22 protein-coding genes are annotated in these 22,357 nt (G+C 72.3%); 9 read left to right on the top strand and 13 right to left on the bottom strand.

What is annotated here, in order from left to right:
- Positions 1–15 precede the first annotated feature (15 nt).
- Positions 16–189: a hypothetical protein gene (locus J2S63_RS01730; RefSeq protein ID WP_310297806.1), complete on the top strand. Its 174-nt coding sequence runs from the start codon at positions 16–18 to the stop codon at positions 187–189.
- Positions 190–218: 29 nt separating this feature from the next.
- On the opposite strand, the gene J2S63_RS01725 is transcribed toward J2S63_RS01730, so the two are convergent.
- Positions 219–491: a hypothetical protein gene (locus J2S63_RS01725; RefSeq protein WP_310297803.1), complete on the bottom strand. Its 273-nt coding sequence runs from the start codon at positions 489–491 to the stop codon at positions 219–221.
- Positions 492–500: 9 nt separating this feature from the next.
- A complete protein-coding gene (locus J2S63_RS01720) occupies positions 501–2,207 on the bottom strand; it encodes a sodium:solute symporter family protein (protein WP_310297800.1) in 1,707 nt (568 codons plus the stop codon).
- 188 nt (positions 2,208–2,395) lie between these two features.
- On the opposite strand from J2S63_RS01720, the gene J2S63_RS01715 reads away from it, so the two are divergent.
- From J2S63_RS01715 to J2S63_RS01700, 4 genes are all read left to right on the top strand, one after another.
- A complete protein-coding gene (locus J2S63_RS01715) occupies positions 2,396–4,732 on the top strand; it encodes a right-handed parallel beta-helix repeat-containing protein (protein WP_310297796.1) in 2,337 nt (778 codons plus the stop codon).
- 176 nt (positions 4,733–4,908) lie between these two features.
- Complete coding sequence (locus tag J2S63_RS01710) at positions 4,909–5,727, top strand: helix-turn-helix transcriptional regulator (RefSeq protein WP_310297792.1); 819 nt, start codon at positions 4,909–4,911, stop codon at positions 5,725–5,727.
- 59 nt (positions 5,728–5,786) lie between these two features.
- Entirely contained in the window at positions 5,787–7,364 is a 1,578-nt protein-coding gene (locus tag J2S63_RS01705) for an LCP family protein (protein ID WP_310297787.1), read from the top strand.
- 25 nt (positions 7,365–7,389) lie between these two features.
- On the top strand, positions 7,390–8,646 hold the full coding sequence (locus J2S63_RS01700; protein ID WP_310297784.1) for an acyl-CoA dehydrogenase family protein: 1,257 nt from the start codon (positions 7,390–7,392) through the stop codon (positions 8,644–8,646).
- 176 nt (positions 8,647–8,822) lie between these two features.
- Here J2S63_RS01700 and J2S63_RS01695 read toward each other — a convergent pair whose 3' ends face one another.
- On the bottom strand, positions 8,823–9,248 hold the full coding sequence (locus J2S63_RS01695) for a nitroreductase/quinone reductase family protein (protein WP_310297780.1): 426 nt from the start codon (positions 9,246–9,248) through the stop codon (positions 8,823–8,825).
- A 38-nt stretch (positions 9,249–9,286) separates the two neighbouring features.
- On the opposite strand from J2S63_RS01695, the gene J2S63_RS01690 reads away from it, so the two are divergent.
- Entirely contained in the window at positions 9,287–9,541 is a 255-nt protein-coding gene (locus J2S63_RS01690) for a hypothetical protein (protein ID WP_310297777.1), read from the top strand.
- Here the strand turns inward: J2S63_RS01690 and J2S63_RS01685 are convergent.
- Positions 9,513–11,180 (bottom strand): chloride channel protein, encoded by a 1,668-nt coding sequence (locus tag J2S63_RS01685; protein ID WP_310297774.1) that lies wholly within the window; start codon positions 11,178–11,180, stop codon positions 9,513–9,515. The genes J2S63_RS01690 and J2S63_RS01685 overlap by 29 nt on opposite strands.
- A 77-nt stretch (positions 11,181–11,257) precedes the next feature.
- Between J2S63_RS01685 and J2S63_RS01680 the strand changes: the two genes are divergently transcribed.
- Positions 11,258–11,644, top strand: coding sequence for a MarR family winged helix-turn-helix transcriptional regulator (locus J2S63_RS01680; protein WP_310297771.1), 387 nt, complete (start codon positions 11,258–11,260; stop codon positions 11,642–11,644).
- Positions 11,645–11,692: 48 nt separating this feature from the next.
- Here J2S63_RS01680 and J2S63_RS01675 read toward each other — a convergent pair whose 3' ends face one another.
- The 3 genes from J2S63_RS01675 to J2S63_RS01665 all read right to left on the bottom strand — a co-directional run bounded on the left by J2S63_RS01675 (position 11,693) and on the right by J2S63_RS01665 (position 12,693).
- Positions 11,693–12,043 carry a TraR/DksA family transcriptional regulator gene (locus J2S63_RS01675; RefSeq protein ID WP_310297769.1) on the bottom strand — a complete coding sequence of 117 codons (351 nt, stop codon included), beginning with the start codon at positions 12,041–12,043 and terminating at the stop codon, positions 11,693–11,695.
- 40 nt (positions 12,044–12,083) lie between these two features.
- A complete protein-coding gene (locus J2S63_RS01670) occupies positions 12,084–12,260 on the bottom strand; it encodes a low molecular weight phosphatase family protein (protein WP_310297766.1) in 177 nt (58 codons plus the stop codon).
- A gap of 76 nt (positions 12,261–12,336) precedes the next feature.
- Positions 12,337–12,693, bottom strand: a complete 357-nt coding sequence (locus tag J2S63_RS01665; protein ID WP_310297763.1) for a metalloregulator ArsR/SmtB family transcription factor — start codon at positions 12,691–12,693, stop codon at positions 12,337–12,339.
- Between the two features lie 74 nt (positions 12,694–12,767).
- Here J2S63_RS01665 and J2S63_RS01660 point away from each other — a divergent pair, with 74 nt between their 5' ends.
- Entirely contained in the window at positions 12,768–13,172 is a 405-nt protein-coding gene (locus J2S63_RS01660) for an ArsI/CadI family heavy metal resistance metalloenzyme (RefSeq protein ID WP_310297760.1), read from the top strand.
- Between the two features lie 5 nt (positions 13,173–13,177).
- Here the strand turns inward: J2S63_RS01660 and J2S63_RS01655 are convergent, their stop codons facing one another.
- The 5 genes from J2S63_RS01655 to J2S63_RS01635 are packed head-to-tail and all read right to left on the bottom strand — an operon-like array spanning position 13,178 to position 18,315.
- Positions 13,178–13,729 carry a hemerythrin domain-containing protein gene (locus tag J2S63_RS01655; RefSeq protein WP_310297757.1) on the bottom strand — a complete coding sequence of 184 codons (552 nt, stop codon included), beginning with the start codon at positions 13,727–13,729 and terminating at the stop codon, positions 13,178–13,180.
- A 26-nt stretch (positions 13,730–13,755) separates the two neighbouring features.
- On the bottom strand, positions 13,756–15,051 hold the full coding sequence (locus tag J2S63_RS01650) for a class I SAM-dependent methyltransferase (protein WP_310297754.1): 1,296 nt from the start codon (positions 15,049–15,051) through the stop codon (positions 13,756–13,758).
- Positions 15,048–16,448, bottom strand: coding sequence for an FAD-binding oxidoreductase (locus tag J2S63_RS01645; RefSeq protein WP_310297750.1), 1,401 nt, complete (start codon positions 16,446–16,448; stop codon positions 15,048–15,050). Before J2S63_RS01645 ends, J2S63_RS01650 begins: the two co-directional genes overlap by 4 nt.
- A 60-nt stretch (positions 16,449–16,508) precedes the next feature.
- Entirely contained in the window at positions 16,509–17,480 is a 972-nt protein-coding gene (locus tag J2S63_RS01640) for an aldo/keto reductase (protein ID WP_310297747.1), read from the bottom strand.
- A gap of 40 nt (positions 17,481–17,520) precedes the next feature.
- The gene (locus tag J2S63_RS01635; RefSeq protein ID WP_310297744.1) at positions 17,521–18,315 is read right to left on the bottom strand and encodes an isocitrate lyase/PEP mutase family protein; all 795 of its coding nucleotides are present in this window, start codon (positions 18,313–18,315) and stop codon (positions 17,521–17,523) included.
- Between the two features lie 142 nt (positions 18,316–18,457).
- Between J2S63_RS01635 and J2S63_RS01630 the strand changes: the two genes are divergently transcribed.
- Positions 18,458–19,411 carry a hypothetical protein gene (locus J2S63_RS01630; protein WP_310297741.1) on the top strand — a complete coding sequence of 318 codons (954 nt, stop codon included), beginning with the start codon at positions 18,458–18,460 and terminating at the stop codon, positions 19,409–19,411.
- Positions 19,412–19,481: 70 nt separating this feature from the next.
- Here J2S63_RS01630 and J2S63_RS01625 read toward each other — a convergent pair whose 3' ends face one another.
- Positions 19,482–22,340 (bottom strand): ATP-binding protein, encoded by a 2,859-nt coding sequence (locus J2S63_RS01625; RefSeq protein ID WP_310297738.1) that lies wholly within the window; start codon positions 22,338–22,340, stop codon positions 19,482–19,484.
- Between the last annotated feature and the right edge of the window lie 17 nt (positions 22,341–22,357).

Raw genomic sequence — 22,357 nt, 5'->3', positions numbered from 1 at the left:
TCCCGAGGAGGAAGCATGAACTCCTTCATCCTCCCGGAGACGACTGCCGAGCACCGGCGCGACCTGCGCCGAGAGGCGGCACGTGCCCACCTGGCCACGGTCGCCCGTTGCTGCAAGCCCTCCGAGATCCGCCGGCTCGTCTCGTCGCTGCGTGACCGCACGCCCGGCCACCGGGGCGCCCGGGGCTGACCGCCCCAGTCGCTGACTCAGTCGCCGCCTCAGTCGCCGTCGGCGCCGTCCTCAGGGTCGTCCGGCACGACGATCGGGCGCAGCCGGACCCAGGCGAGGAAGACCAGGGCCGCGACGACGAGCCCCAGCCCGGCCCACAGGTTGACGTTGACGCCGTCGGCCTTGGCCAGCTGCTTGTCGCTGGTGAAGAAGCTGGTGATCACCAGGATCACGCCGTAGATCCCGAGCAGCAGGCCGATGATCGAGCGGATGTCGAACAGGCCGGCCTTGTGGGCGGTGTCCTGCGAGGACTGGGCTGCCATGACTGCCTCCTACCAGAAGATCACGTTGAGGGCGACGACGAGGACGCCGCCGATGCCGGCCAGGACGGTGGGTCGCTGGTACCACGTCGGGTCCCCGACGGTGTCGTCGTGGAAGTCCGACCTCGGCGTCAGCGAGTAGACGAGGCCGCGCAGGTCGGCGTCCTCGCGGGGGATCGTCATGGTCGAGACCAGCACGCTGACCAGGACGTCGACGGCGAAGGCCACGCCCGCGGCCACGAAGCTCGCGCCCTGGCCCTGCAGGCCGTCGAGGACCCCCAGGGACATCGGGCCGAGCGCGTCCTTGCTGAGCACGCCGACGAGGACGGCGGCGCTGATGCCGCTGACCAGACCGACCCAGCCCGCGGCGGGCGTCATCCGCTTCCACAGCAGGCCGAGGATGAACGTCGCGAACACCGGCGCGTTGAAGAACCCGAAGAGGGTCTGCAGGTAGTTCATGATGTTCTCGAAGTTGCGGGCGATCAGCGCCGTGCCGATCGCGATGACGGTCGCCGCGACCGTGGCGATCCGGCCCACGCGCAGGTAGTAGTCGTCGTCGCGGTCCTTGACCACGTAGTCCTGCCAGATGTCACCCGAGAACACCGTGTTGAACGCCGAGACGTTGGCGGCCATGCCGGCCATGAACGCGGCGAGCAGACCTGCGATGGCGATGCCGAGCATGCCGTTGGGCAGCAGGTCCCGGAAGAGGTAGAGCAGCGAGTTGTTGTAGTCGAAGTTCGGGTCGCCGGACTTCTTGGCCTTGGCCACCTCGGAGGCGAGGACCGCGGCGATCATGCCGGGGATCACCACGATGAACGGCACGAACATCTTGGGGAAGGCGCCGATGATGGGGGAGCGCTGCGCGGCCGAGATCGAGCTCGACGCCATGGCTCGCTGCACCTCGACGAAGTTGGTCGTCCAGTAGCCGAAGGACAGCACGAACCCGAGGCCCAGGACGATCCCGAGCACCGACAGCACCGGGTTGTCGATGCCGGTCAGGTTGGTGCCCGGCCAGGACGAGACCTGGGCCGCGCCGTCGGCGGTGCCCGCGATCTTGTCCTTCAGTCCGGCGTACCCCCCGACCTTGTAGAGGCCGACCAGGGTCAGCGGCAGCAGCGCGGCCACGATGACGAAGAACTGGAGCACCTCGTTGTAGATCGCCGCCGACAGTCCGCCGAGCGTGATGTAGGACAGCACGATGATCGCCGCGATCACCAGCGAGACGTAGAGGTCGAGGCCCAGCAGGATGTTGACGATCTTGGCGAGCAGGTAGAGGTTGATGCCCGCGATGAGCAGCTGCGCGACGGCGAAGGTGATCGCCGTGACCAGGTGGGCGCCGTTGCCGAACCGCTTGCGCATCCACTCGGGCACCGAGCGCACCTTGGCGCCGTAGTAGAACGGCATCATCACCACGCCCAGGAAGAGCATGGCCGGGACGGCGCCGATCCAGAAGTAGTGCATGGTCGGGAGGCCGAACTGGGCGCCGTTGGCGGACATGCCCATGATCTCGACCGCGCCGAGGTTGGCCGAGATGAACGCCAGGCCCGTCACCCAGGCGGGCAGCGAGCGGCCCGACAGGAAGAAGTCGATGCTGCTGGAGACCGACCGCCGGGCCATGATGCCGATGCCGATCACGAAGGCGAAGTAGATCGCCACGATGAGGTAGTCGACCCAGGACGCGTCGAGTCTGAGCTGGGACGTGGCCGCTGTGTGGATCATCAGACCTCCCGGACAGGTGTGCTCGCAGGGGTGGAGCCGACTTGACCGTTCCCCCATCGGGGGGATCGCGAACCCTGGTCAGGTCCGGGAGGGCGCCGAGACGATCGTGAGTCCGGGGCGTAACCGAGGTCACGTTTGGTCGTTGGGAAACCTGAACAGGCCTCATGTCGTCAGAAGGATGTGCCGCGATGACGCGCTTCGCCCAGGACCGGCTCCCCACCACCCACCTGCTCCGGCGCCTCGCCGGCATCGTGCTCGCCGGGCTCCTCGCGGGTCTCCTGGTGCCCCTGCTGCTCCCCGCAGCGGCCCAGGCCCACGTCGAGCGGCCGTCGTACTGGCCGGACCCGCGGCCCGACTGCTCGGTCAGCCCGTGCGCTGGCGGCAAGGTGCCGGCTGCCCGCTCCCTGCCGTCGGCCCTCGACACCAGCCGCCCCGGCCGGACCCGCGTGGTCTGCAAGAGCGACTCGATGTCGCGCCTGCGCGCGTCGGTCGCCAAGGCGCGGAAGAGCGGCTACCGCGACCGCCCGACGGTCCACTCCCGCCTGTCCGCGAAGCGCGCGGACATGCTCCTGCGCGTCAACCGGGCGCTGTTCCGCCAGTGCGCCTTCCACCACATCCAGGCCGCGGTGACGCGCTCGCACAACAACGACCGCGTCGTCGTGATGCCGGGTCTCTACCTCGAGGGCCCGTCGCGGGCCAAGCCCACCCACGACCCCTCGTGCGAGAAGTACAAGATGTCGGCCGACTCCGGCGACCCGGGCGCGCTCAGCCACGAGTACCAGCTGCACTGCCCCAACGACGCCAACCTGGTCGCGATCATCGGCCGGGGACCCGACACCGCCCCGACGCCGAGCGAGCCCCGCGAGGACCGCCACGGCGTGCCCAACGTCGGCACGTGCATCCGTTGCAACCTCCAGCTCGAGGGCTCCGGCGTCAACGCCGACGACGTCGTCGTGGAGGCCGGCGACCCCAAGGCCGGCAACGGTGGGCCGTCCGCGGTCGGGCACAAGAAGGACGTCGGCATCTTCGCCGACCGGGCCGACGGCCTGGTGCTGCGCAACCTCACCGTCCGGCACGCCCGCGAGCACGACATCTACGTGCTCGAGACCGAGGGCTACCGCATGGAGCGGTTCAAGACCTTCTACGCCGGCGGGTACGGCGTCCTGACGTTCGTCGGCGACCACGGCCTGATGCAGGACTGTGAGGCGGCCGGCAACGGTGACTCCGGCCTCTACCCGGGCTCGGGTGCGGACTCGACCGACCAGCGCTACAAGAAGTTCTACCCCAAGTGGCGCTTCAGCCAGACGATCCGCCACTGCGACAGCCACCACAACACCGGCGGCTTCTCCGGGACGAACAGCCACGGCACGCTGATCACGCAGAACAACTTCTACGACAACGCGCTGGGCTACACCACGGACGTGTTCACCGCCCCGGGCCACCCCGGGTTCCCGCAGCACGGCAACACGGTGCTGGACAACAACTTCTACCGGAACAACTACAACCCCTACCTGCCCGGCAGCGACGTGGACCCGTTCATCCCGGCGCCCGTCGGCACGGGTCTGTGGCTGGCCGGTGGCAACAACAACCGGGTCCGCGGCAACCACTTCTACGACAACTACCGTCGCGGGACCATGCTGTTCGCGGTGCCCGACGCGACGGTCTGCGGCCCCGAGCCGGTGGGGTCCAACACCCCGGTGCCCGGCTGCGACCCGGCCAAGGTGTCGACGTCGTTCGGCAACTTCTTCAACAAGAACACCTTCGGCGTCGACCGTGCCGGACGGGTCCGCCCCAACGGCACCGACATGTGGTGGGACTCGTTCCCGGGCAACACCGGCAACTGCTTCTTCGACAACAAGGCGGCTCCGGGCAAGAGCCTGGTGACCTCCCCGGCGGTCCTGCCCGACTGCGCCGGCGGCACGGCTCCCGAGACCAGCATCGGCACCGGTGACGTGGTCAACGAGAGCGAGCTGGTCGCCTGCTTCGCCGGGTTCACCGTCGCCGGCTACCCCGACGGCAACGACACGGTCTGCGACTGGACCGTGACGCCGCCCAAGCCGGGCAGCAGCGGTGCGCCGGGCGTGCCGGCGGCTCGGTCCGGGGCGCAGCAGACCCAGCTCGCGTCGATCTGCGACGTCGGCCTCTCCCCGCGCCTGTGCTCCCGCTACGGCTCCCTGCTGACCGAGGCCGCCTCGTCGGTGCTCGTCGCCGCGCAGGACGCCGCCTCGCCGCTGGCCCTCGCCCACCCGAAGTACACGCCGGGCCGGCTGAGCCTGTTCACGTGCACCTGGTGGCGCGGCGCCGACGACGACCACAAGCTCGGCATGATCCAGCGGATCCGCCACATGGCGACCGCGCGGATCAACGGCGGTCCCGGCGACGGGAAGTACGGCTTCGGTGCCGGGATGTCCGACGGCCGCGCGGCGATGGTCCTCGACGACCGGTGCAGCACCTTCCAGGCGGGCCCGTTCGCGCTCTACAAGCTCTACGGCTCGGCGGCGCCGTTCTCGGCGCTGCCCGGCTGACCCGGGAAGCGACGAGCCGGCCCGACGGCACCCCAACCGGACAGGGCCAGCAGGGCGGTGACGACCCCGAGCCTCGGGCCCGGGCCCGTCCGGACGCATTGCTCCGTGGAGTGGTCCTGCGCGATCGCTCTGCGGAGTGAGGCTCGCCGGAGCGGGATCGGCCCTAGGGTGCGGCCATGCGGCTGCTCACCGGTCTCCGGCCCACCCCGGTCGACCTGGTCGCCGCGGTGGCCGTGAGCACCGCGGCTCAGCTGGAGATCTGGGCTCCCCGGCTCGTGCCCGGCACGGCATCGGGCGACGGGTCCCACCTGCTCCTGGCGCTGACCACGCTGCCGGTGACGCTCGCGCTCGCCGTACGACGGCCCGCGCCGCTGCCCGCGGCCGTCGGGGCCTTCGCGCTGGTGGCGCTGCAGGCCGTGCTCACCGTGCCGACCGAGGGGCTGAGCGTGCTCGCGGCGCTGCTGGTGCTGACCTACTCGCTCAGTGCCCACGCGACGCCGTCCCAGGCGGCCGTGGGAGCCGTGGCCGTGGTGGCCGGCAGCGCGGTGACCAGCGAGGACGGGGCCGACCTCGCCTTCGCGCTGCTCGTGTTCGGGGCGGCGTGGGTGGTCGGCCACGTGGTGGGGCGACGGACCGAGGAGGTCGTCGCGCTCACCGGCGACGTGCGCGAGCTGACCGCCCGGCTCGACGAGGCGGCCGCGCTCCTCGCGGAGGCCGAGCACCGCAGGGCGGCCAACCTGAGCGGTCACGGCCACCTGTCGGGGCTGACCGCCCGCGAGCTCGACGTGGTGCGCGAGATCGCGCGCGGTCGCTCCAACGCCGAGATCGCCGCCGAGCTGGTGATCAGCGAGTGGACGGTCAAGACCCACGTCGGGAGCGTGCTGCGCAAGCTCGGGCTGCGCGACCGCGCCCAGGTCGTGGTGGCGGCGTACGAGTCCGGGCTGGTCCGGCCCACCACCCGCCGGGACCGTCAAACGCCGGGTTCGGGCACCTGAACCGGTAGCGTGGAGAGCGGCCCGACGAGCGGAGGGCACCGGGGCCACGGGAGCACGAGATGACCACCACGCAGGCGCGGCCGACCCAGCCGGAGGACGGCCGCACACCGATCCCCGTCGCGCCCCCGTCGGACCATCGCAAGAAGCGCGCCCGCAGCCTGCCCCGCTCCCTCGGACCGGTCCTGCTGGGGGCGGTCGTCCCCGGCGCCGGCCTGCTCTGGGCGCGTCGCTGGTCCGGTCTGCTGCTCCTGGTCCCGACCCTGGCTGCGATCGGCCTGGCGGTCTACGGCTACGTCCAGGTCGGGCTGAGGCCGATGCTCGACGTGGCGTTCGACCCCGGCACGCTCACCACGGTCGCCCTCGTCGGGGCGGGGGTCACGCTGGTCTGGGCGGTCAGCCTGCTGCTCACCTACCTCGCCGTGCGTCCCCACCCGCGCACGCGGGTCCGCGCGTTCTTCGGCGCCCTCGTCGCCTTCGTCCTGGTCATCGCGCTCACCGGCCCTCCCGCGCTGGCGATCCGCTACGCGACGGTGCAGGCCGACCTGGTCCACTCGCTGTTCGAGGGCAACAAGGCGGCCACCACCACCGAGCTCCCGCACGAGATCACCCGCACCGACCCGTGGGGCGGGCTCAACACCGTCAGCGTCCTGCTCCTGGGTGGCGACTACGGCCCCGGCCGCACGGGCGTGCGCACCGACACCGCGGTGCTGGTCCGCGCCGACATCCCGACCGGCAACGTCACGATGTTCAGCCTCCCGCGCAACCTGATGAACGCCCAGTTCCCCGAGGACTCCCCGCTGCACGACCTCTACCCTGACGGGTTCCGCGGCGAGGGCGACCAGGGCAACTGGATGCTCAACGCGATCTACGGCCAGGTCCCGCTGCTGCACCCGGGCGTGCTCGGCAGCTCGGCCAACGAGGGCGCCGACGCGATCAAGCAGGCGGTCGAGGGCAGCCTGGGCATCCCGGTCGACTACTACGCGCTGGTCAACCTCGGTGGCTTCCGGCAGCTGGTCGAGGCGATGGGCGGCGTCACCGTCGACATCAACGAGTACGTCGCCGTGCAGGGCAACCAGTCCGCGGGCATCCCGCCCGAGGAGTGGCTGCATCCCGGCCCCCACCAGCACCTCGACGGCTACCACGCCCTGTGGTTCGCCCGCGGCCGCTACGGCTCGAGCGACTACTCCCGCATGCTGCGCCAGCGCTGCCTGATCGGGGACCTGATCGACGAGGCCGACCCGGTCACGCTGCTGCGGCGCTACCAGGCGCTGGCCAGGGCGGGCAAGGAGATCGTGCAGACCGACATCCCCGCGCGCCTGCTGCCCGGGTTCGTCGAGCTCGCCCTGCGCGCCAAGGGCGCCGACGTCCGGTCGGTGGCGTTCATCAGCTCCAAGGAGTTCTTCTCCGGGGACCCCGACTTCGACTGGATGCGCGACAAGGTCCGCAAGGCGCTCGCCAAGGCCGACCGTCCGGCACCCACCGAGCCGCCGCCCGCACCGACCGACCCGACGTCGCCGAGCCCGACCGAGCCCTCCCCGACCGACCAGCCCGGTGACGGGGACGGCGCCGCGGTCCGGGTCGCCGACTCCTGCCAGTACGACCCTGCCCGCGCCGAGGCGGCCGTCCAGCCCTACTGACCGGTGCCCCACTACGGTGCGAGGCATGGACTTCGCCCCGTCGCCCCGCGCCCAGGACCTCGCCGACCGCGTCCGGACCTTCATCGACTCCGAGATCGCCCCCGTCGAGGAGGAGGCGCACCGCTTCGCCGCCGAGGCCCGGGAGTCCGGCGGCGACCCGTGGGCGGTCCCGCCGGTGCTGCGCGAGCTGCAGGCCAAGGCGCGCGAGCAGGGCCTGTGGAACCTCTGGCTGCCCGCCGGCCACGAGGGGGAGTACGCCGAGCGCTACGGCACCGACGGCGGCGTCGGGCTGAGCAACACCGACTACGCCCCGGTCGCCGAGCAGACCGGCCGGTCGTTCCTCGCCCCGATGGTGTTCAACTGCAACGCCCCGGACACCGGCAACATGGAGGTGCTGCTGAAGTACGGCACCCAGGAGCAGCGCGACCGCTGGCTCGACCCGCTGCTCGACGGCCGGATCCGGTCGGGCTTCGCGATGACCGAGCCCGACGCGGCCTCCTCGGACGCGACCAACATGCAGGCGACCGCGGTCGTCGACGGCGACGAGGTCGTGGTCAACGGCCGCAAGTGGTGGACCACCGGCGCCGGACACCCCGACTGCGAGGTCTTCATCTTCATGGGCCGCTCGGAGGACCCCGACGCGGACCGCCACCACCAGCACACGATGGTGCTCGTGCCGCGGGACACCCCCGGCGTGGAGGTCGTCCGGCTCCTCCCGGCGATGGGGAGGTACGACGAGCCGCTGGGTCACGGCGAGCTGCGGTTCACCGACGTCCGGGTCCCGCGGGCCAACGTCCTGGTCGGGGAGGGGCAGGCGTTCGAGATCGCGCAGGGCCGGCTCGGTCCGGGGCGCGTCCACCACTGCATGCGGCTGATCGGGCTGGCCGAGCGGGCGCTGGAGCTGGCCTGCGAGCGCGGCACCCGCCGTACGGCCTTCGGCAAGCCGCTGATCAACCTCGGCGGCAACCGCGAGCGGGTCGCCCAGGCCCGCATCGCGATCGACTCCGCGCGCCTCCTGGTGCTGCACGCCGCGTGGCTGCTCGACACGCAGGGCCCCTGGGGCGCGCTGAGCCAGGTCAGCCAGATCAAGGTCGCGGTGCCCCGGATGGCCCAGGAGGTCATCGACTTCGCGATGCAGGTGCACGGCGGCGGTGGGCTGAGCGACGACTTCCCCCTGGCCGGGGCGTGGACCCAGGCCCGCGCCCTGCGGCTGGCCGACGGTCCCGACGAGGTGCACCTGGGGATGGTCGCCCGGCTCGAGCTCTCGAAGTACAAGGACTGAGCCGGGCGCCGGTCGCCCGACGGTCACCCGGGGAACGTCAACGACCGGATCACGTGGTGCCGGATGAAGCGCACGTGGTCCGCGTCCTGCATCGAGCCGACGACCTCGCGCTGACCGCGCGGGCGTCGTACACCACCGCCTCGGCGGAGGCGGGGGAGCCGCGCTCCCGCGCCGGCTCAGCGTGGGGACAGCACGACGACCGGGATGGGCCGGTCGGTCCTGCGCTGGTACGCCGCGTAGGTGCCCTTGTTGAGGGTGTCGCAGATCGCGAACAGCCGGTCGTAATCGGGGTGTCCGGGCCGTAGGGGAGTGGCGCGGACCTCGCGCCTCCGGACGCCGATCTGGGCGACCACGTCGGGGTCGGCCTCGAGGTTGAGCAGCCAGGCCGGGGGCTTGTGGTGCCCGCCGTTGGAGGCGACCACGAGGAGGTCCTCGCCGTCCTTGGCGTAGAGCAGCGCGCTGGTGCGCGGCTGACCGGTCCGCCGGCCGCGCGTGTGCAGCAGGAGCGTGGGCCTGCCGAGGAGCCGATGACCGAGCAGGCCGCCGGTGCGCTCGTAGATCGTCTGGTGCACCTTGAGGGTCAGCAGGAACAGGTTGGGCATGCGCGAGAGTCTGCCCGCTGCGGGGTTACCCTCGGCGCATGGACCGCCTGCAGGACGGGCCGGACGACGGACCCTACGAGCTCCTCACGCCCGAGGACTTCCTGCCCGCCAACCGCATGCCGCTCGCGGACCGCCGGCTGGGCATCGACCGGTGGACCGGGGACGCCGGCCTCATCACCTTCGCCGCGTCCCTCGACCCCACCAAGCGCGCGCACCGCGTGACCGCCTGGGTCCTGCTGTCCGCGATGCTCCTGCCGGTCGTGCTCACGCTTTGGCGGATCCTCGGCTCCTAGGCCCGACGATCGTGAGCACGCGCTCCCGCTCGCGTGCCTCCTGCTGGTCGCGGCGACGCGCTGCCAGCAGCTGGGGCAGCGTGACCACACCGACGACCACGCTCGGGTCGTCGCGGTCGGTGACCAGCAGCGTGGTGACCTCGTGCACCGCCATGGTCTCGGCGACCTGGCGCAGCGTCTGGTCGCCGTGGGTGTGCAGCGAGCCCTCGTGCACCGAGGGGACGGCGTCGAGCGCCAGGTGCTCGGCGACCTCGGCCTCGTCGGTGGACATGACCTCGCTGACGAACAGGATCTCCAGCGGGTCCACGTCGTACTCCCGGCTCAGGTGGTAGCCGCGGCGCGCGATCTTCTCGGTGAGGACCGAGCGCTTGAGCAGGAGCGTGGAGGCGCCGTACGCCGTGAGCGAGCCGATCATCACCGGCAGCAGGGCGTCCCAGCGGTGGGTCAGCTCCAGGGCGAACACGACCCCGGTCACCGGCGAGCGCATGACGCCGCCGAGCACGCCGGCCAGGGCCACCAGCGCCCAGAAGCCGGGGCCGACGTCGGGGAAGACGTGGGCCTCGAGCGCACCGAGCGCGCCGCCGATCATGAACATCGGCGCCAGCACGCCGCCGGAGGTGCCGGACCCGAGCGACAGCGACCAGATCAGGGTCTTGACGACCAGGATCCCGATCACGAGACCGAGCCCGATGTCGCCGCTGAGCTCGGCGGCGATGACGTCGTAGCCCACGCCGAGGGCCTGGGGGACGACCAGGCCGCCGAGCCCGATGACGAGGCCGCCCAGGGCCGGCCACCACATCCAGTGGATCGGCAGGCGGTGGAAGGCGTCCTCGGAGGCGTAGACCAGCAGGGTGGCGACCACCGCGAGGAGGGCAGCCACCACGCCCGAGACCACGCAGAGCAGGTAGTCGACGTCGTGCAGGTGCAGGGCGCCGTGCGTGGGGAAGACGGGACCGCTGCCCAGGAGGTGGCCGCGGATCACGGTGCCGACCGCGACAGCGGCGGAGACCGGGACGAGGCTGCGGGGCCGCCACTCGAAGAGCAGCAGCTCGGCCGCGAGCAGCAGGGCCGCCAGGGGCGAGTTGAAGGTGGCGGCCATGCCGGCCGCGGATCCCGCCACGAGCAGGGTCTTGCGCTCGTCGGCGGTGAGGTGCAGCAGCTGGGCGAGGAGGGACCCCAGCGCCCCTCCGGTCATGATGATCGGCCCCTCGGCCCCGAACGGACCGCCGGTGCCGATGGCCACCGCCGACGACACGGGCTTGAGAAGGGCGACGCGGGGCTGGACCTTGCTGCCGCCCAGCAGGATCGCCTCGATCGCCTCCGGCATCCCGTGGCCGCGGATCTTCTCCGAGCCCCACCTGGCCATCACGCCGATGAGGAGGCCGCCCGCGACGGGGGCGAGCAGGACGAGCCAGGGGGAGTGGTGGTTGCCGGGCGCGACCAGCTCGGAGGACGTGCGCTGGTAGAAGACGGCGTTGGTGATCAGCCCGATGAGCCGCAGCAGCGCCCACGCCGCGAGCGCGGCGACGGCACCGATGGGCAGGGCGAGGGCGGTGATGAGGATCATCCGGGGCGTGACGGTGAAGTCACCGAGGTGGCGGACGTCGCGGACGGGGGGCGTGGAGGACGAGGCGGGCACGGTGCGCTTTCGGAGGGGAGCGGGGGGAGCAGGAGCGGCGCCAAATATATCGTGACACGACATATTAGGCTGTGACCGTGCCCACTGACGCCCAGTACGAGCGACTGCTCGCCTTCCGGGTCGCGTTGCGCCGCTTCGACCAGTGGAGCCGTCGCGCCGCGGAGGAGCACGGCCTCACCCATGCCCAGCACCAGCTCCTGCTCGCGGTGCGCGGCAGCCGCACCGAGGGTGGGCCGACGATCGGCGAGGTGGCGGAGGCGCTCCTGGTCCGCCACCACACGGCGACCGAGCTGGTCGACCGGACCCAGCAGCTCGGGATGGTCGTGCGCACGCGCAGCGCCGAGGACGCACGCCGCGTGCAGCTGACCCTGACCGCGCACGGCCAGGACGTCCTCACCGACCTCACCGAGGTCCACGTCGAGGAGCTGCGCCGGCTCGGTCCGTTGCTCGAACCGCTGGCCTGAGCACCAGCCTGGCGCGGGTCGGCGCGGGTCGGCGCGGGTCAGCGCGGGTCAGCGCCGCGTGGCGGCCTCGGCGCACCGGATGCAGGTCGCCGCGGTCGGCCGGACCTCGAGCCTCGCCTCGCCGATCGCTCCGCCGCACGTCTCGCAGGTGCCGTAGGTGCCGGCCTCGACGCGGTCGACGGCGGCGACGATCTCCTCGAGGCGCTGCTGCGCCTGGCGGACCAGCGCGCCGATCTGCGAGCGCTCGAAGGCGATCGTCGCGCCCTCCGGGTCGTGCTCGTCGTCGGCGTTGCTGTCCCGGGACGCGGCGACGACGCCCGCGTAGTCGTTGCTCAGGCTCGCCAGGTGCGCGAGCGTGCGCTCACGCTCGGACTCGAGCCGTCGGCGTGCTTGGTCCATGCGCCCCATGCTGTCGTGCCGGGCAAGGGGCCGGCCGGGCTCACCCCTCGAGGGAGGCGACCAGGTCCTCCACGCGGCGCCGGATCTCGTCCCGGATCGGCCGCACGGCCTCCAGGCCCTGGCCGGCGGGGTCGTCCAGCACCTTGGGGGAGGCCGCGGCCATCTGCGAGCGGCCGGCGTTGTGGACGCACACGAACAGGACGGTCGGACGGGTCATGAGGTCTCCTCGAGGGTGAGCGGGACGAGCAGGAGCACGAGAACGAAGGCCGGACAAGACGTGCCGCTCCGCGGGCTCACGCCACCCCGCCGATGAGGGCCCCGAGGTCGGCCAGCGCGTCACGGCGTACGGCGTAGTAGACCCACACCCCGCGCTTGGAGCGGTCCAGCAGCCCGACCTCGTGGAGGACCTTGAGGTGGTGGCTGATCGTCGGCTGGGACAGCTCAAAGGCGTCGTTGAGGTCGCACACGCAGGCCTCGCCGTCGGTGTGGGAGGCCACCAGGGACAGGAGCCGCAGCCGGACGGGGTCGGCGAGGGCCTTGAGCAGGGGAGCGACGCGGCGCGCGTGCTCCTCGGAGAGCGGCTCTGCCACCAGGGGGGAGCAGCACGCCACGGTCTGGACCGGCGTGAGCGTCAGATCAGACTTTGACATGTGTCGATATTGACAGAGATCGATGTTGGTCTGCAACCTGGACATCGACAATCGTCTATGTCCAGGAGGAACCCATGTCCCGTGTCCAGCTCGCCCTCAACGTCGACGACGTGGAGGTCGCCGTCCGGTTCTACGCGACCCTGTTCGGGGTCGAGCCGGCCAAGCGGCGGCCCGGCTACGCCAACTTCGTCGTCACCGAGCCGCCGCTCAAGCTCGTCCTGCTCGAGAACCCCGGCCAGGGCGGGACGCTCAACCACCTCGGCGTCGAGGTCGCCGACGTCGACGCCGTCGACGCGGAGCAGACCCGGCTCGCCGCGGCCGGCCTGGCGTCGGTCGACGAGCGCGGGACGACCTGCTGCTACGCCGCGCAGGACAAGTTCTGGGTGCAGGGCGCCCCCGACGGCGAGCGCTGGGAGGTCTACACGGTCCTGGCCGACAGCCCCACCTTCGGGGCGCCGTCCGAGGCCGCCTGCTGCTGAGGGACCTAGACCCCGATGCCGTGCACGCCGAGGGCCAGGCCGACGGCCTCCTCCTCGTAGGCGAAGTGCGAGAGCAGCAGGTCGCGCAGGTGACGCACCTCCGCCAGGAGGTCGACGACCCGGGCGCGGTCGCGGGCGTAGGCCACCACCGCCGCGTCCACGCGCTCGAGCACCTCGCGCACGACCTCGTGCTCGTGCCTGAGGCGGTCGAGGGTCGGGGCGAGGTCGTCGTCGGCGGCACGCAGCTGGGGGGAGAGCACGACGTCCTCGATCGTGTGGTGCTGCGTCAGCGCCTGGCACAGCTGGCCGCACCAGGAGCCCAGCCGCTGGTAGGTCTCGGTGAGCCCGGCCGCGTGCACGGCCTCGCGCACGTCAACGGGTGAGGCCTGGCCGGCTGCCGCGGCCTCGGCGGTCTCGACGACCAGGCGCAACCCGTTGCGGTAGTGGTCGTGGATCGCACGCAGGTGCGACCGGGCGCCGGCGGCGTACGGCGGTGCGTCGGCGTAGGTGACCAGCGGCGGGCGGGTGCGCTCGTCCCAGGTCGGCAGTGGCTCCACGTCCCGAGGCTGACGACTCGGTCGCCTCAGCTGAGCCAGTCCGGACGCAGCGGGAAGTCCACCGACCCGTCCTCGCGCGGCTTGACCGCCAGCACCTGGTGGAGCTGGATGTCGTTGATCTCGAAGCCTCGGCTGCAGCCGGCGAGGTAGAGGCCCCACACGCGGGCCGTCTGCTCACCGGCCTCCGCCACGCACTCGTCCCAGTGGGCCGCCAGGTTGCGCGCCCACGCACGGCAGGTCATCGCGTAGTGCTCGCGGAGGTTCTCCTCGTGGCGCACCTCGAGGCCGCAGTCCTGGATCTCGGTGATGATCTTGCCCGAGCCCGTGAGCTCGCCGTCGGGGAAGACGTAGCGGTCGATGAACGCGCCGGTGCGCGTGAGCCGGTTGTCGGGTCGCGTGATGCAGTGGTTGAGCAGGCGGCCGCCGGGGACCAGCTTGTCGCGCAGGAACCCGAAGTACGACGGGTAGTTGCGCACGCCGATGTGCTCGGTCAGCCCGATGGAGCTGATCGCGTCGAACTCACCCTCGGCCACGTCGCGGTAGTCCTGGTGGCGGATCTCGGCGCGGTCGTCGAGCCCGTCGGCCTTGACCGCCTCCTGGCCCCACGTCGCCTGCTCGCGCGAGAGGGTCACGCCGATCGCGGTGACGCCGTAGTGGGTCACCGCGTGGCGCACCATGCCGCCCCAGCCGCAGCCGACGTCGAGCAGCCGCATGCCGGGCCGGAGGCCGAGCTTGCGGCAGACCAGGTCGTACTTGAACGCCTGTGCCTCCTCCAGCGTCGCGTCCGCGGTGGGGTAGCAGGCGCAGGTGTAGGTCATCGACGGGCCGAGCACCAGCTCGTAGAACCGGTTGGAGACGTCGTAGTGGTGGTGGATCGCCTCGGCGTCGCGCGCCTTGCTGTGCATGGCGCCGTCGACCAGCCGGCGCCAGCGCGGCGCGTGCTCGAGCGCGGGGACCGGCGGCGGCAGCAGGTGGCTGATGCCCAGCGCCCGCAGCAGCTGCACGAGCTCCACCGGGCTCGGCATGCGCAGCGTGAAGCGGCTCATCGCCAGCACGAGCAGGTCGTAGGGGTCGCCCGGGTGGACGCCCTCCAGCTCGAGGTCGCCCATCACGTAGGCACGCGCCATCCCCAGGTCGCCTGGCGCGGTGAGGATGTAGGCCAGTCCGCGCTCGCGCACCAGGTGCACGCGGATCGCGGAGTCGACGTCGCCGGCCGCGCTGCCGTCGTACGCGGTGAGGCGGAAGGGCATGCCGTGCTCGAAGAGACCGGCCAGGGCGCCGGCGATGCCGGTCGGGGCGAGGAGCGTGGAGCGAATGGTCAACGTCGTCGAACCGCCTTGTCGTACAGGGGAGTCAGGCGTCCTTCCGGATCGGTCGTGCGCCTGATCTCGTCGAGGTGGGGGGTGTTGTAGAGGGAGGCGAAGGTCGCCTCGTCGTAGTAGGCGTCGGAGTAGAGCGACTTGTGACCGCCGAGCTCGGTGACGATGCGCTCCACCTCGCGGTTGAGCGTGCCGTCGGGCGTGCCGGGGGGGACCTCGACGGTGCCCCAGAAGCCGGCGTTGACGTACGTCGTGCCGGGGGTCAGCGGGTAGCACGGCCAGGTGCGCGCCCCGGTCTCCGGGTGCTCGCGCAGCCGCAGCGGGCACAGCCACACCGGGCGCATGCCGACGGCCTCGTCGAACCAGCGCACGAACTCGCCCGTGCGGTCGACCGGGACCTCGACGTCCTGGATGACGCGCTCGCGGGCGATGCCCTTGCGGCGGTCCTGGCGCGCGACGATGCCGAGGCGCTGGTCGAGGCCGACAAGCCGGTGGTAGACGTCGCTGCGTCGCCAGCGGCGCGGCCACACCCGCCGCACGCGCGGGTCGTGCAGGCCGAAGGCGCCCGAGCACCAGAACCAGTCGGTGTCCCAGCGCCAGAGGTAGTCGTAGGTGGTCAGCCGGTCGGTGTCGCGCTCCTGCAGCGAGCGGTAGTAGATCTCCTGGCCGGTGTAGTCGGAGGTGGGGCCCGGCTCGTCGGTCCAGCGAGCCAGCGTGAGCACGCCCTCGGTGGGGGAGAAGGCGACACCGTCGAGCCCGTCGACCCGCTCGCCGTCCCACTCGCGCGAGCCGGCGACCTGCTCGATGACGGCGGACAGCTCCTCGAGGTCGCCGAACCGCAGGTGGCGCAGGGCGACGTAGGGCTGGACCTCCTCGAGCTCGATGCGCAGCCGGGTGGCGTAGCCCAGCGAGCCGTAGGAGTTGGGGAAGGCGTCGAACAGCGGCTCGCCCGGCTTGACCGTCGTGATCGAGCCGTCGCCGGTGAGGACGTCCATCTCGAGCACGGACTCGTGGGGGAGCCCGTTGCGGAACGAGGTCGACTCGATGCCCAGCCCGGTGACCGCGCCACCGAGGGTGATCGACCTCAGCTGGGGGACGACCAGCGGGATCAGCCCGTGGGGGAGGGTCGCGTCGACGAGCGTCTCGTAGGTGCACATGCCCTGCACGTCGGCGGTCCGCGTCTCCGGGGCGACCACGACCACGCCGGCGAGGCCGGAGACGTCGAGGCCCGGGGCGTCGGTGCCGGCGCGCGACCGGAAGAGGTTGGACGTCGGCTTGGCCAGGCGGACCGGGGCCCCGGCGGGGATCGCGGCGTAGGAGGCGCGCAGGCGGTCGACGCCCGCCTCGTGCCCGGTCCAGCCCACCTCGGTCGCAGCCGTGCGGGTGTTCCTCCACCTCATAAGCGGAGCCTACCTCCGGTCCCCGGGGGGCTCGTCAAGTCCCCACGCCGCAGCCGGGGGCTAGCGGTGGCCGGCGACGGCGTGCGGGAGGTAGCCGGCCCCCAGCTCCTCGAGCTCGTCGGGCGACAGCTCCACGTCGACGGCGGCGACCGCGTCGGCGAGGTGCTGCGGCTTGGTGACGCCCACGATCGGCGAGGTGACCACCGGCTGGTGGAGCAGCCAGGACAGGGCGACCTGGGCTCGCGGCAGGCCCCGCCGCTCGGCCACTGCGGCGACCTGGTCGACGATCGCGCGGTCCTCGTCGCGGTAGAGCGTGCCGCCGAACTGGTCGGTCTCGGTGCGGGCGGTCCCGGTGTCCCAGTCCCGGGTGAGGCGACCGCGCGCGAGGGGGCTCCACGGCAGTACGCCGACGCCCTGGTCGGCGCACAGCGGCAGCATCTCCCGCTCCTCCTCGCGGTAGAGCAGGTTGTAGTGGTCCTGCATGGAGACGAACGGCGTCCAGCCGTGGCGCTCGGCGACCTGCTGGGCCTTGGCGAACTGCCAGGCGTACATCGACGACGCCCCGAGGTAGCGCGCCTTGCCCGCGCGCACGACGTCGTGCAGCGCCTCCATCGTCTCCTCGATCGGGACCTCGGGGTCCCACCGGTGGATCTGGTAGAGGTCGACGTAGTCGGTGCCCAGGCGGCGCAGCGACGCGTCGATCTCGTGGAGGATCGCCTTGCGGGACAGGCCCGCGCCGTAGGGTCCGGGACGCATCCGGCCGTGGACCTTGGTGGCGATGACGACGTCCTCGCGTGCGGCCAGGTCCTTCAGGGCGCGTCCGGTGAACTCCTCGCTGCTGCCGCCGGAGTAGACGTTGGCGGTGTCGAAGGTCGTGATGCCGGCCTCGAGCGCGTCGCGGATGATCCCGCGCGCCGCCTCCTCGTCGAGCACCCAGGGGTGCCCGCCCCGGTCGGCGTCGCCCCAGCTCATGCAGCCGAGGGTGATGGCGGAGACGGTGAGGCCGCTGGAGCCGAGTCGTGCGTAGCGCATGCCTCCACCCTGCCGCCCCGGGCAACCCGGGGCGACTGGCTCAGTTGAGGATGCGCATGGTGCTCGGCACGCCGCCGCCGCGGTGCACGTCCTCGACGAGCTCCTGCAGCGCCGTGAGGGCGACGTTCTGCGACATCGGGCCGTAGGAGACGCGGGCCACGCCGAGCGCCTCGAGCGTGGCGAGCGGGGGTACGCCGGGGATGCCGATCAGCGTCAGCCGCTGCGGTCCGAGCGCGTCGACCAGCGTGCGCACGTCGGTCTCGTCGAGGATCGCCGGGACGAACACCACCGGGGCCCCGGCGTCGAGGTAGGCCTTGCCGCGCTGGACCGCCTCGGCGAGGTTGTCGGCCTTGTCGCGGTCGCGGCGCAGGTGGAAGGCGTCGGTGCGGGCGTTGAGGACGAAGTCGACGCCCTCCTGCTCGGCCGCCTTCATGATCGCCTCGACCTGGCGGGCCGCCTCGGGCAGCGGCTTCAGCTGGTCCTCGATGTTGGCGCCGACCACGCCGAGGCCGATCGCGCGCCGCACCGTCTCGGCCGCGTCGCCGTAGCCGCCCTCGAGGTCGGCGGTCACCGGGAGGTCGGTGGCGGCGACGATGCGCTGGACCGCCTCGAGCATGAGGTCGAGCGGGATGTTCTCGCCGTCGTCGTAGCCGTAGGACGCGGCGATCGAGTGGCTCGCGGTGGCCAGGGCGGTGGTGCCCTCCACCTGCGCCACGACGCGCGCGCTGATCACGTCCCAGACGTTGACGACGGTGAGCAGGGTCGGGTCCCGGTGGAGCCGGAGGAGCTCGGTGGCCTTGGTGGCGGTGCTGGTGGCGGTGCTGGGGTCGGTCATGGTCCGACTCTGCCAGCAGGGTGACCCGATCCGGCCAGGACATGGTCCGAACGGAGGATATATCCCGTTTGCCCGTTTCCTCGCGTCGATCCTCTCGTTGTCCCCCTCGACCGCACCGGGTCACCCAGGGAGGGAACACACCATGATCACCACGCGCACCGTCCTCGAGCCCGTCGGCCTCGGCCTCGCCGCGATCGGCCTCGTCCTCGGCTCCGGCGCGGTCGCCTCCGCGACCCCGGGCAACGGCAGCGCCGGCGAGCAGGGGTGCGGGGTCGGCCAGGGTGCCGGCCAGGGTGCCGAGAACGGGGTGGGCAACGGCAACGTGAACGGCAACGGCAACGCGTTGGGCCACTGCTCCGACCCCGCTGCCCCGCCGGTGGTCGACCCGCCCGTGGTCCAGCCGCCCGTGGTCGAGCCGCCCGTGGTCGAGCCGCCCGTGGTCGAGCCGCCCGTGGTCCCGCCCGGCGAGGAGCCGGCGACCGAGGAGCCGGCCACCGAGGAGCCGGCCGTCGAGGAGCCCGTGACCGAGGAGCCCGTGACCGAGGAGCCCGTGACCGAGGAGCCCGTGACCGAGGAGCCCGTGACCGAGGAGCCCGTGACCGAGGAGCCCGTGACCGAGGAGCCCGCGACCGAGGAGCCCGCGACCGAGGAGCCCGCGACCGAGGACCCCGCGACCGAGGAGCCCGCGACCGAGGAGCCCGCGACCGACGAGCCGGCCACCGAGGAGCCCGCCACCGACGAGCCCGCCACCGACGAGCCCGCCACCGAGGAGCCCGCGACCGACGAGCCCGCCACCGACGAGCCCGCCACCGACGAGCCCGCCACCGACGAGCCCGCCACCGACGAGCCCGCCACGACGCCGATCGTCCTGGGTGAGGAGGAGGTCGTCCACGACGCCTTCACCGGAACCGTGCGTCCCGTCGCGGCGCCGGCCGCGCACGAGAAGGCCTCCCGGCACGTGGCCCCGGCCGCACGGGTGGCACCTGCGGTGGCCGCGCTGCCCAACACGGGTGGTGTGTGGAGCGGGCTGCCCGGTCTCGGTTTCGTGGCCATCGGCGCGGGGCTGGTGCTGGTCCGCCGGCGGCCCACGGCCTGAGGTCTCACCGTCCACGACGAGGGCGCCGCACCAGGGGGGAGCGGCGCCCTCGTCGTACGTCCGGACGGAGTCAGGCGGGCTCGGCGACGTCGTACGACGCGCGGTAGGCCTCGAGGCCCGTGCATGCCCGGTCGAGCTCGTCAGCGAGGTCGGCCAGCATCGACGAGCCGCCCTCGGTCGTGCCGGTCGTGGCCAGGACCTCGAGCCGCCCGGCGGCGCGGGCCGCAGCGACGGCGCCCAGGTTGGCCGCGCTGCCCTTGAGCGTATGGGCGTGGAAGAGCAGCTCGTCGACGTCGCCGTGACGCAGCGCCTGCTCCACCGAGCCGAGCAGGGCGGCGCTGTTGTCGAGGAAGTTCGCGATGGCGCGGTCGAGGTAGGCGGTGCTGCCGGGCACGAGGTCGCGCAGGGTGTCGAGGCGGTCGATGTCGAGGTGCTGCAGCTCGGGCAGCCCGGGCAGCTCTGGCAGCTCGGGCTCCTCGTCGATGGCCGGCGCGGAACCCTCCATCGGACCCGGCGCCTGCGCCCTGGCGGCCCCGTCGCGCTCGAGCCAGCGGCCGAGCGTGCGCGTCAGGTCGCCGGGGTCGATCGGCTTGGTGATGAAGTCGTCCATGCCGGCGGCCAGGCAGCGCTCGCGCTCGCCGTCGATGGCGGTCGCGGTCATCGCGATGACCGGCAGCTCGGCCAGCGACTCCTCGGTGCGCACCGCCCGGACGGTCGCGTAACCGTCGAGCCGCGGCATCTGCACGTCGAGCAGGACGGCGTCGTACTCGACCTGGGCGAGTGAGACCAGCGCGGAGACTCCGTCGTCGGCGACGTCGACCTCGTGGCCGAGCGCGCGCACCATGCCCTCGGCGACCATCCGGTTGACCGGGTTGTCGTCGACGACCAGCACGCGGCGCCTCGGCCCGACGGGCCGCAGGCGGGAGGGCTCCAGGTGGGGCCGGCCGACGACCTGGTGCCCGTGGGGCGCGCCGAGCGCCATCGTGAAGCGGAACTCGCTGCCCTTGCCCGGGGTGCTGGTGTAGCCGATCTCCCCACCGGCCAGGGACACGATCTCCTTGGAGATCGCCAGCCCGAGCCCGGTGCCGCCGTGGGTGCGCGTGGTCGAGGTGTGGGCCTGCTGGAACGGCTCGAACAGCCCGGTGACGCCGGCGGGGATGCCGATGCCGGTGTCGCGGACCACGAGCTCGAGCATCCAGCCGTCGCCGGCCTCGTCACCCTCCCTGCCGCCGGCCAGGCAGTGGCCCCCGACCTCGACGTCGATGCGGCCGTCGTCGGTGAACTTGACCGCGTTGCTGAGCAGGTTGACCACCACCTGCGACAGCCGCGTCGGGTCACCCCGCAGGACCTCGGGGACCTCCTCGGCCACCTCGATCTCGAGCACCACGCCCTTGCCCGAGGCGGTCTCGGCCAGAGGGCGGACCACCTGCTCGACCACGCCGCGCACGTCGAAGTCGAGCTGCTCGAGCCGCAGCTGGCCGGCCTCGATCTTGGAGAAGTCGAGCAGGTCGTTGATCAGCTCGAGCAGCAGCCGACCGGAGAGCCCGGCGCCGGTGGCGAGCTTGCGCTGCTCCTCGTCGAGCCGGGTCTGCAGCAGCAGCTCGTTGAGCCCGATGACGCCGTTGAGCGGTGTGCGGATCTCGTGGCTCACCATCGCGAGGAAGTCGGACTTCTGGCGGCTGGCGGTCATCGCGGCGTCGCGGGCCTCGGCGAGCTCGCGTGTGGTCTTCTCGCGCAGGGCGACCTGCTCGAGCTGAGCGGTGGCCTGGCGGACGAACTCCTCGATCATCTGGTGGCGGTAGAGCGGGGGGTTGGAGGTCATCACGACGATCGCGATGACCTCGCCGTCGAGGCGGATCGGGTAGCCGATCGAGAGGCGGTCGTCGTCCCAGATCAGGTCACCGTGCTCGACCACGCGGCGGGCCAGGGCGAGGTCCGCGAGACCCGGCGCCGGGTTCGCCAGGTCGGCCGCACGGTCGGCCTCGTCGACGTACAGGGGCGCGACGTCACCGTCGACGAGCCGGAAGCCGCGGGTGCGGCACCAGTCGTCGTGCAGGAGCACCAGGTCGCGGCCCTGCTTGAGGATCGCGTCGAGGGTGTCGGCCTCGTTGGCCGCGCTGGCCACCAGCTGCATCAGGGTGTTCTGGGTGACCTGGTCCTGCAGGGCCTCCTCGGTGGCGACCTGGCCGCTCACGTCGTGGGCGGTCCCCTTGATCACCGCGACGCGCCCCGACTCGTCGGTGCGCCCGACGGCGCGCATCCGCATCGCGAGGTAGGTGCCCTCGCTGGTGCGGACCCGGGTGAGGAACTCGCAGAGCTCGCCCCGGGTGACCAGCGGCGCGATCGCCTCCGCGGATCGCCGCCGGTCGTCGGGATGGACCAGGCCGAGGAAGTCCTGGGCGGGGTCGAGGAAGTGCTCGCTCTCGAACCCCACCATCTCGGTGAGCACCTCGGAGAGGCGGACCGCGCCGCTGGCGAGGTCCCAGCGGAAGCTGCCGACCCGTGCGATGCGCTGGGCCTCGGCCAGCTCCGAGCGGCTGAGCTCCAGCTCGTCCAGGACCCGGCGGTGCTCGTCGAACGAGATGAAGCGGTAGAGCAGCTGCCGCAGCTCGCCCTGCTCGTCGAGCAGAGGGGACTCCTGGAGCAGCACCCAGCGACGGCGGCCCTGACGGGTGATGAACAGGCACTCGACGGGCTCGGTGTTGAAGCGGCCCTGGCGCACGACCTCGAGGTGCGCGGCGTACTGCTCGCGACCGAGGTCGTCCAGGGTGTCGAACATGGTCACGCCCTGCATCTCGGCAGGGGAGGACACCCCGAAGAAGCGCGCCATCGTGGGGTTGGCGTGCACGCTGAGACCGTCGAGGTCCGTCACCCAGATCGCGTCGGGGGACGTCTCGACGATCGCGCGGTGCAGGGCGTCGGTGTCCATGTCGTCTCAGGGGCCAG

Origin of the sequence: Nocardioides marmoribigeumensis (genome assembly GCF_031458325.1) — a bacterium.
Lineage (GTDB): Bacteria > Actinomycetota > Actinomycetes > Propionibacteriales > Nocardioidaceae > Marmoricola_A > Marmoricola_A marmoribigeumensis.
Note: the sequence above shows the minus strand (reverse complement) of the source record. Positions and strands in the feature narration are given on the sequence as shown.

Excerpts from the sequence above, each read along its gene's own strand:
- J2S63_RS01730 (WP_310297806.1), top strand. The coding sequence starts at position 16 with ATGAACTCCTTCATCCTCCCGGAGACGACTGCCGAGCACCGGCGCGAC.
- J2S63_RS01725 (WP_310297803.1), bottom strand. The coding sequence starts at position 491 with ATGGCAGCCCAGTCCTCGCAGGACACCGCCCACAAGGCCGGCCTGTTC.
- J2S63_RS01720 (WP_310297800.1), bottom strand. The coding sequence starts at position 2,207 with ATGATCCACACAGCGGCCACGTCCCAGCTCAGACTCGACGCGTCCTGG.
- J2S63_RS01715 (WP_310297796.1), top strand. The coding sequence starts at position 2,396 with ATGACGCGCTTCGCCCAGGACCGGCTCCCCACCACCCACCTGCTCCGG.
- J2S63_RS01710 (WP_310297792.1), top strand. The coding sequence starts at position 4,909 with ATGCGGCTGCTCACCGGTCTCCGGCCCACCCCGGTCGACCTGGTCGCC.
- J2S63_RS01705 (WP_310297787.1), top strand. The coding sequence starts at position 5,787 with ATGACCACCACGCAGGCGCGGCCGACCCAGCCGGAGGACGGCCGCACA.
- J2S63_RS01700 (WP_310297784.1), top strand. The coding sequence starts at position 7,390 with ATGGACTTCGCCCCGTCGCCCCGCGCCCAGGACCTCGCCGACCGCGTC.
- J2S63_RS01695 (WP_310297780.1), bottom strand. The coding sequence starts at position 9,248 with ATGCCCAACCTGTTCCTGCTGACCCTCAAGGTGCACCAGACGATCTAC.
- J2S63_RS01690 (WP_310297777.1), top strand. The coding sequence starts at position 9,287 with ATGGACCGCCTGCAGGACGGGCCGGACGACGGACCCTACGAGCTCCTC.
- J2S63_RS01675 (WP_310297769.1), bottom strand. The coding sequence starts at position 12,043 with ATGGACCAAGCACGCCGACGGCTCGAGTCCGAGCGTGAGCGCACGCTC.
- J2S63_RS01670 (WP_310297766.1), bottom strand. The coding sequence starts at position 12,260 with ATGACCCGTCCGACCGTCCTGTTCGTGTGCGTCCACAACGCCGGCCGC.
- J2S63_RS01665 (WP_310297763.1), bottom strand. The coding sequence starts at position 12,693 with ATGTCAAAGTCTGATCTGACGCTCACGCCGGTCCAGACCGTGGCGTGC.
- J2S63_RS01660 (WP_310297760.1), top strand. The coding sequence starts at position 12,768 with ATGTCCCGTGTCCAGCTCGCCCTCAACGTCGACGACGTGGAGGTCGCC.
- J2S63_RS01645 (WP_310297750.1), bottom strand. The coding sequence starts at position 16,448 with ATGAGGTGGAGGAACACCCGCACGGCTGCGACCGAGGTGGGCTGGACC.
- J2S63_RS01640 (WP_310297747.1), bottom strand. The coding sequence starts at position 17,480 with ATGCGCTACGCACGACTCGGCTCCAGCGGCCTCACCGTCTCCGCCATC.
- J2S63_RS01635 (WP_310297744.1), bottom strand. The coding sequence starts at position 18,315 with ATGACCGACCCCAGCACCGCCACCAGCACCGCCACCAAGGCCACCGAG.
- J2S63_RS01630 (WP_310297741.1), top strand. The coding sequence starts at position 18,458 with ATGATCACCACGCGCACCGTCCTCGAGCCCGTCGGCCTCGGCCTCGCC.
- J2S63_RS01625 (WP_310297738.1), bottom strand. The coding sequence starts at position 22,340 with ATGGACACCGACGCCCTGCACCGCGCGATCGTCGAGACGTCCCCCGAC.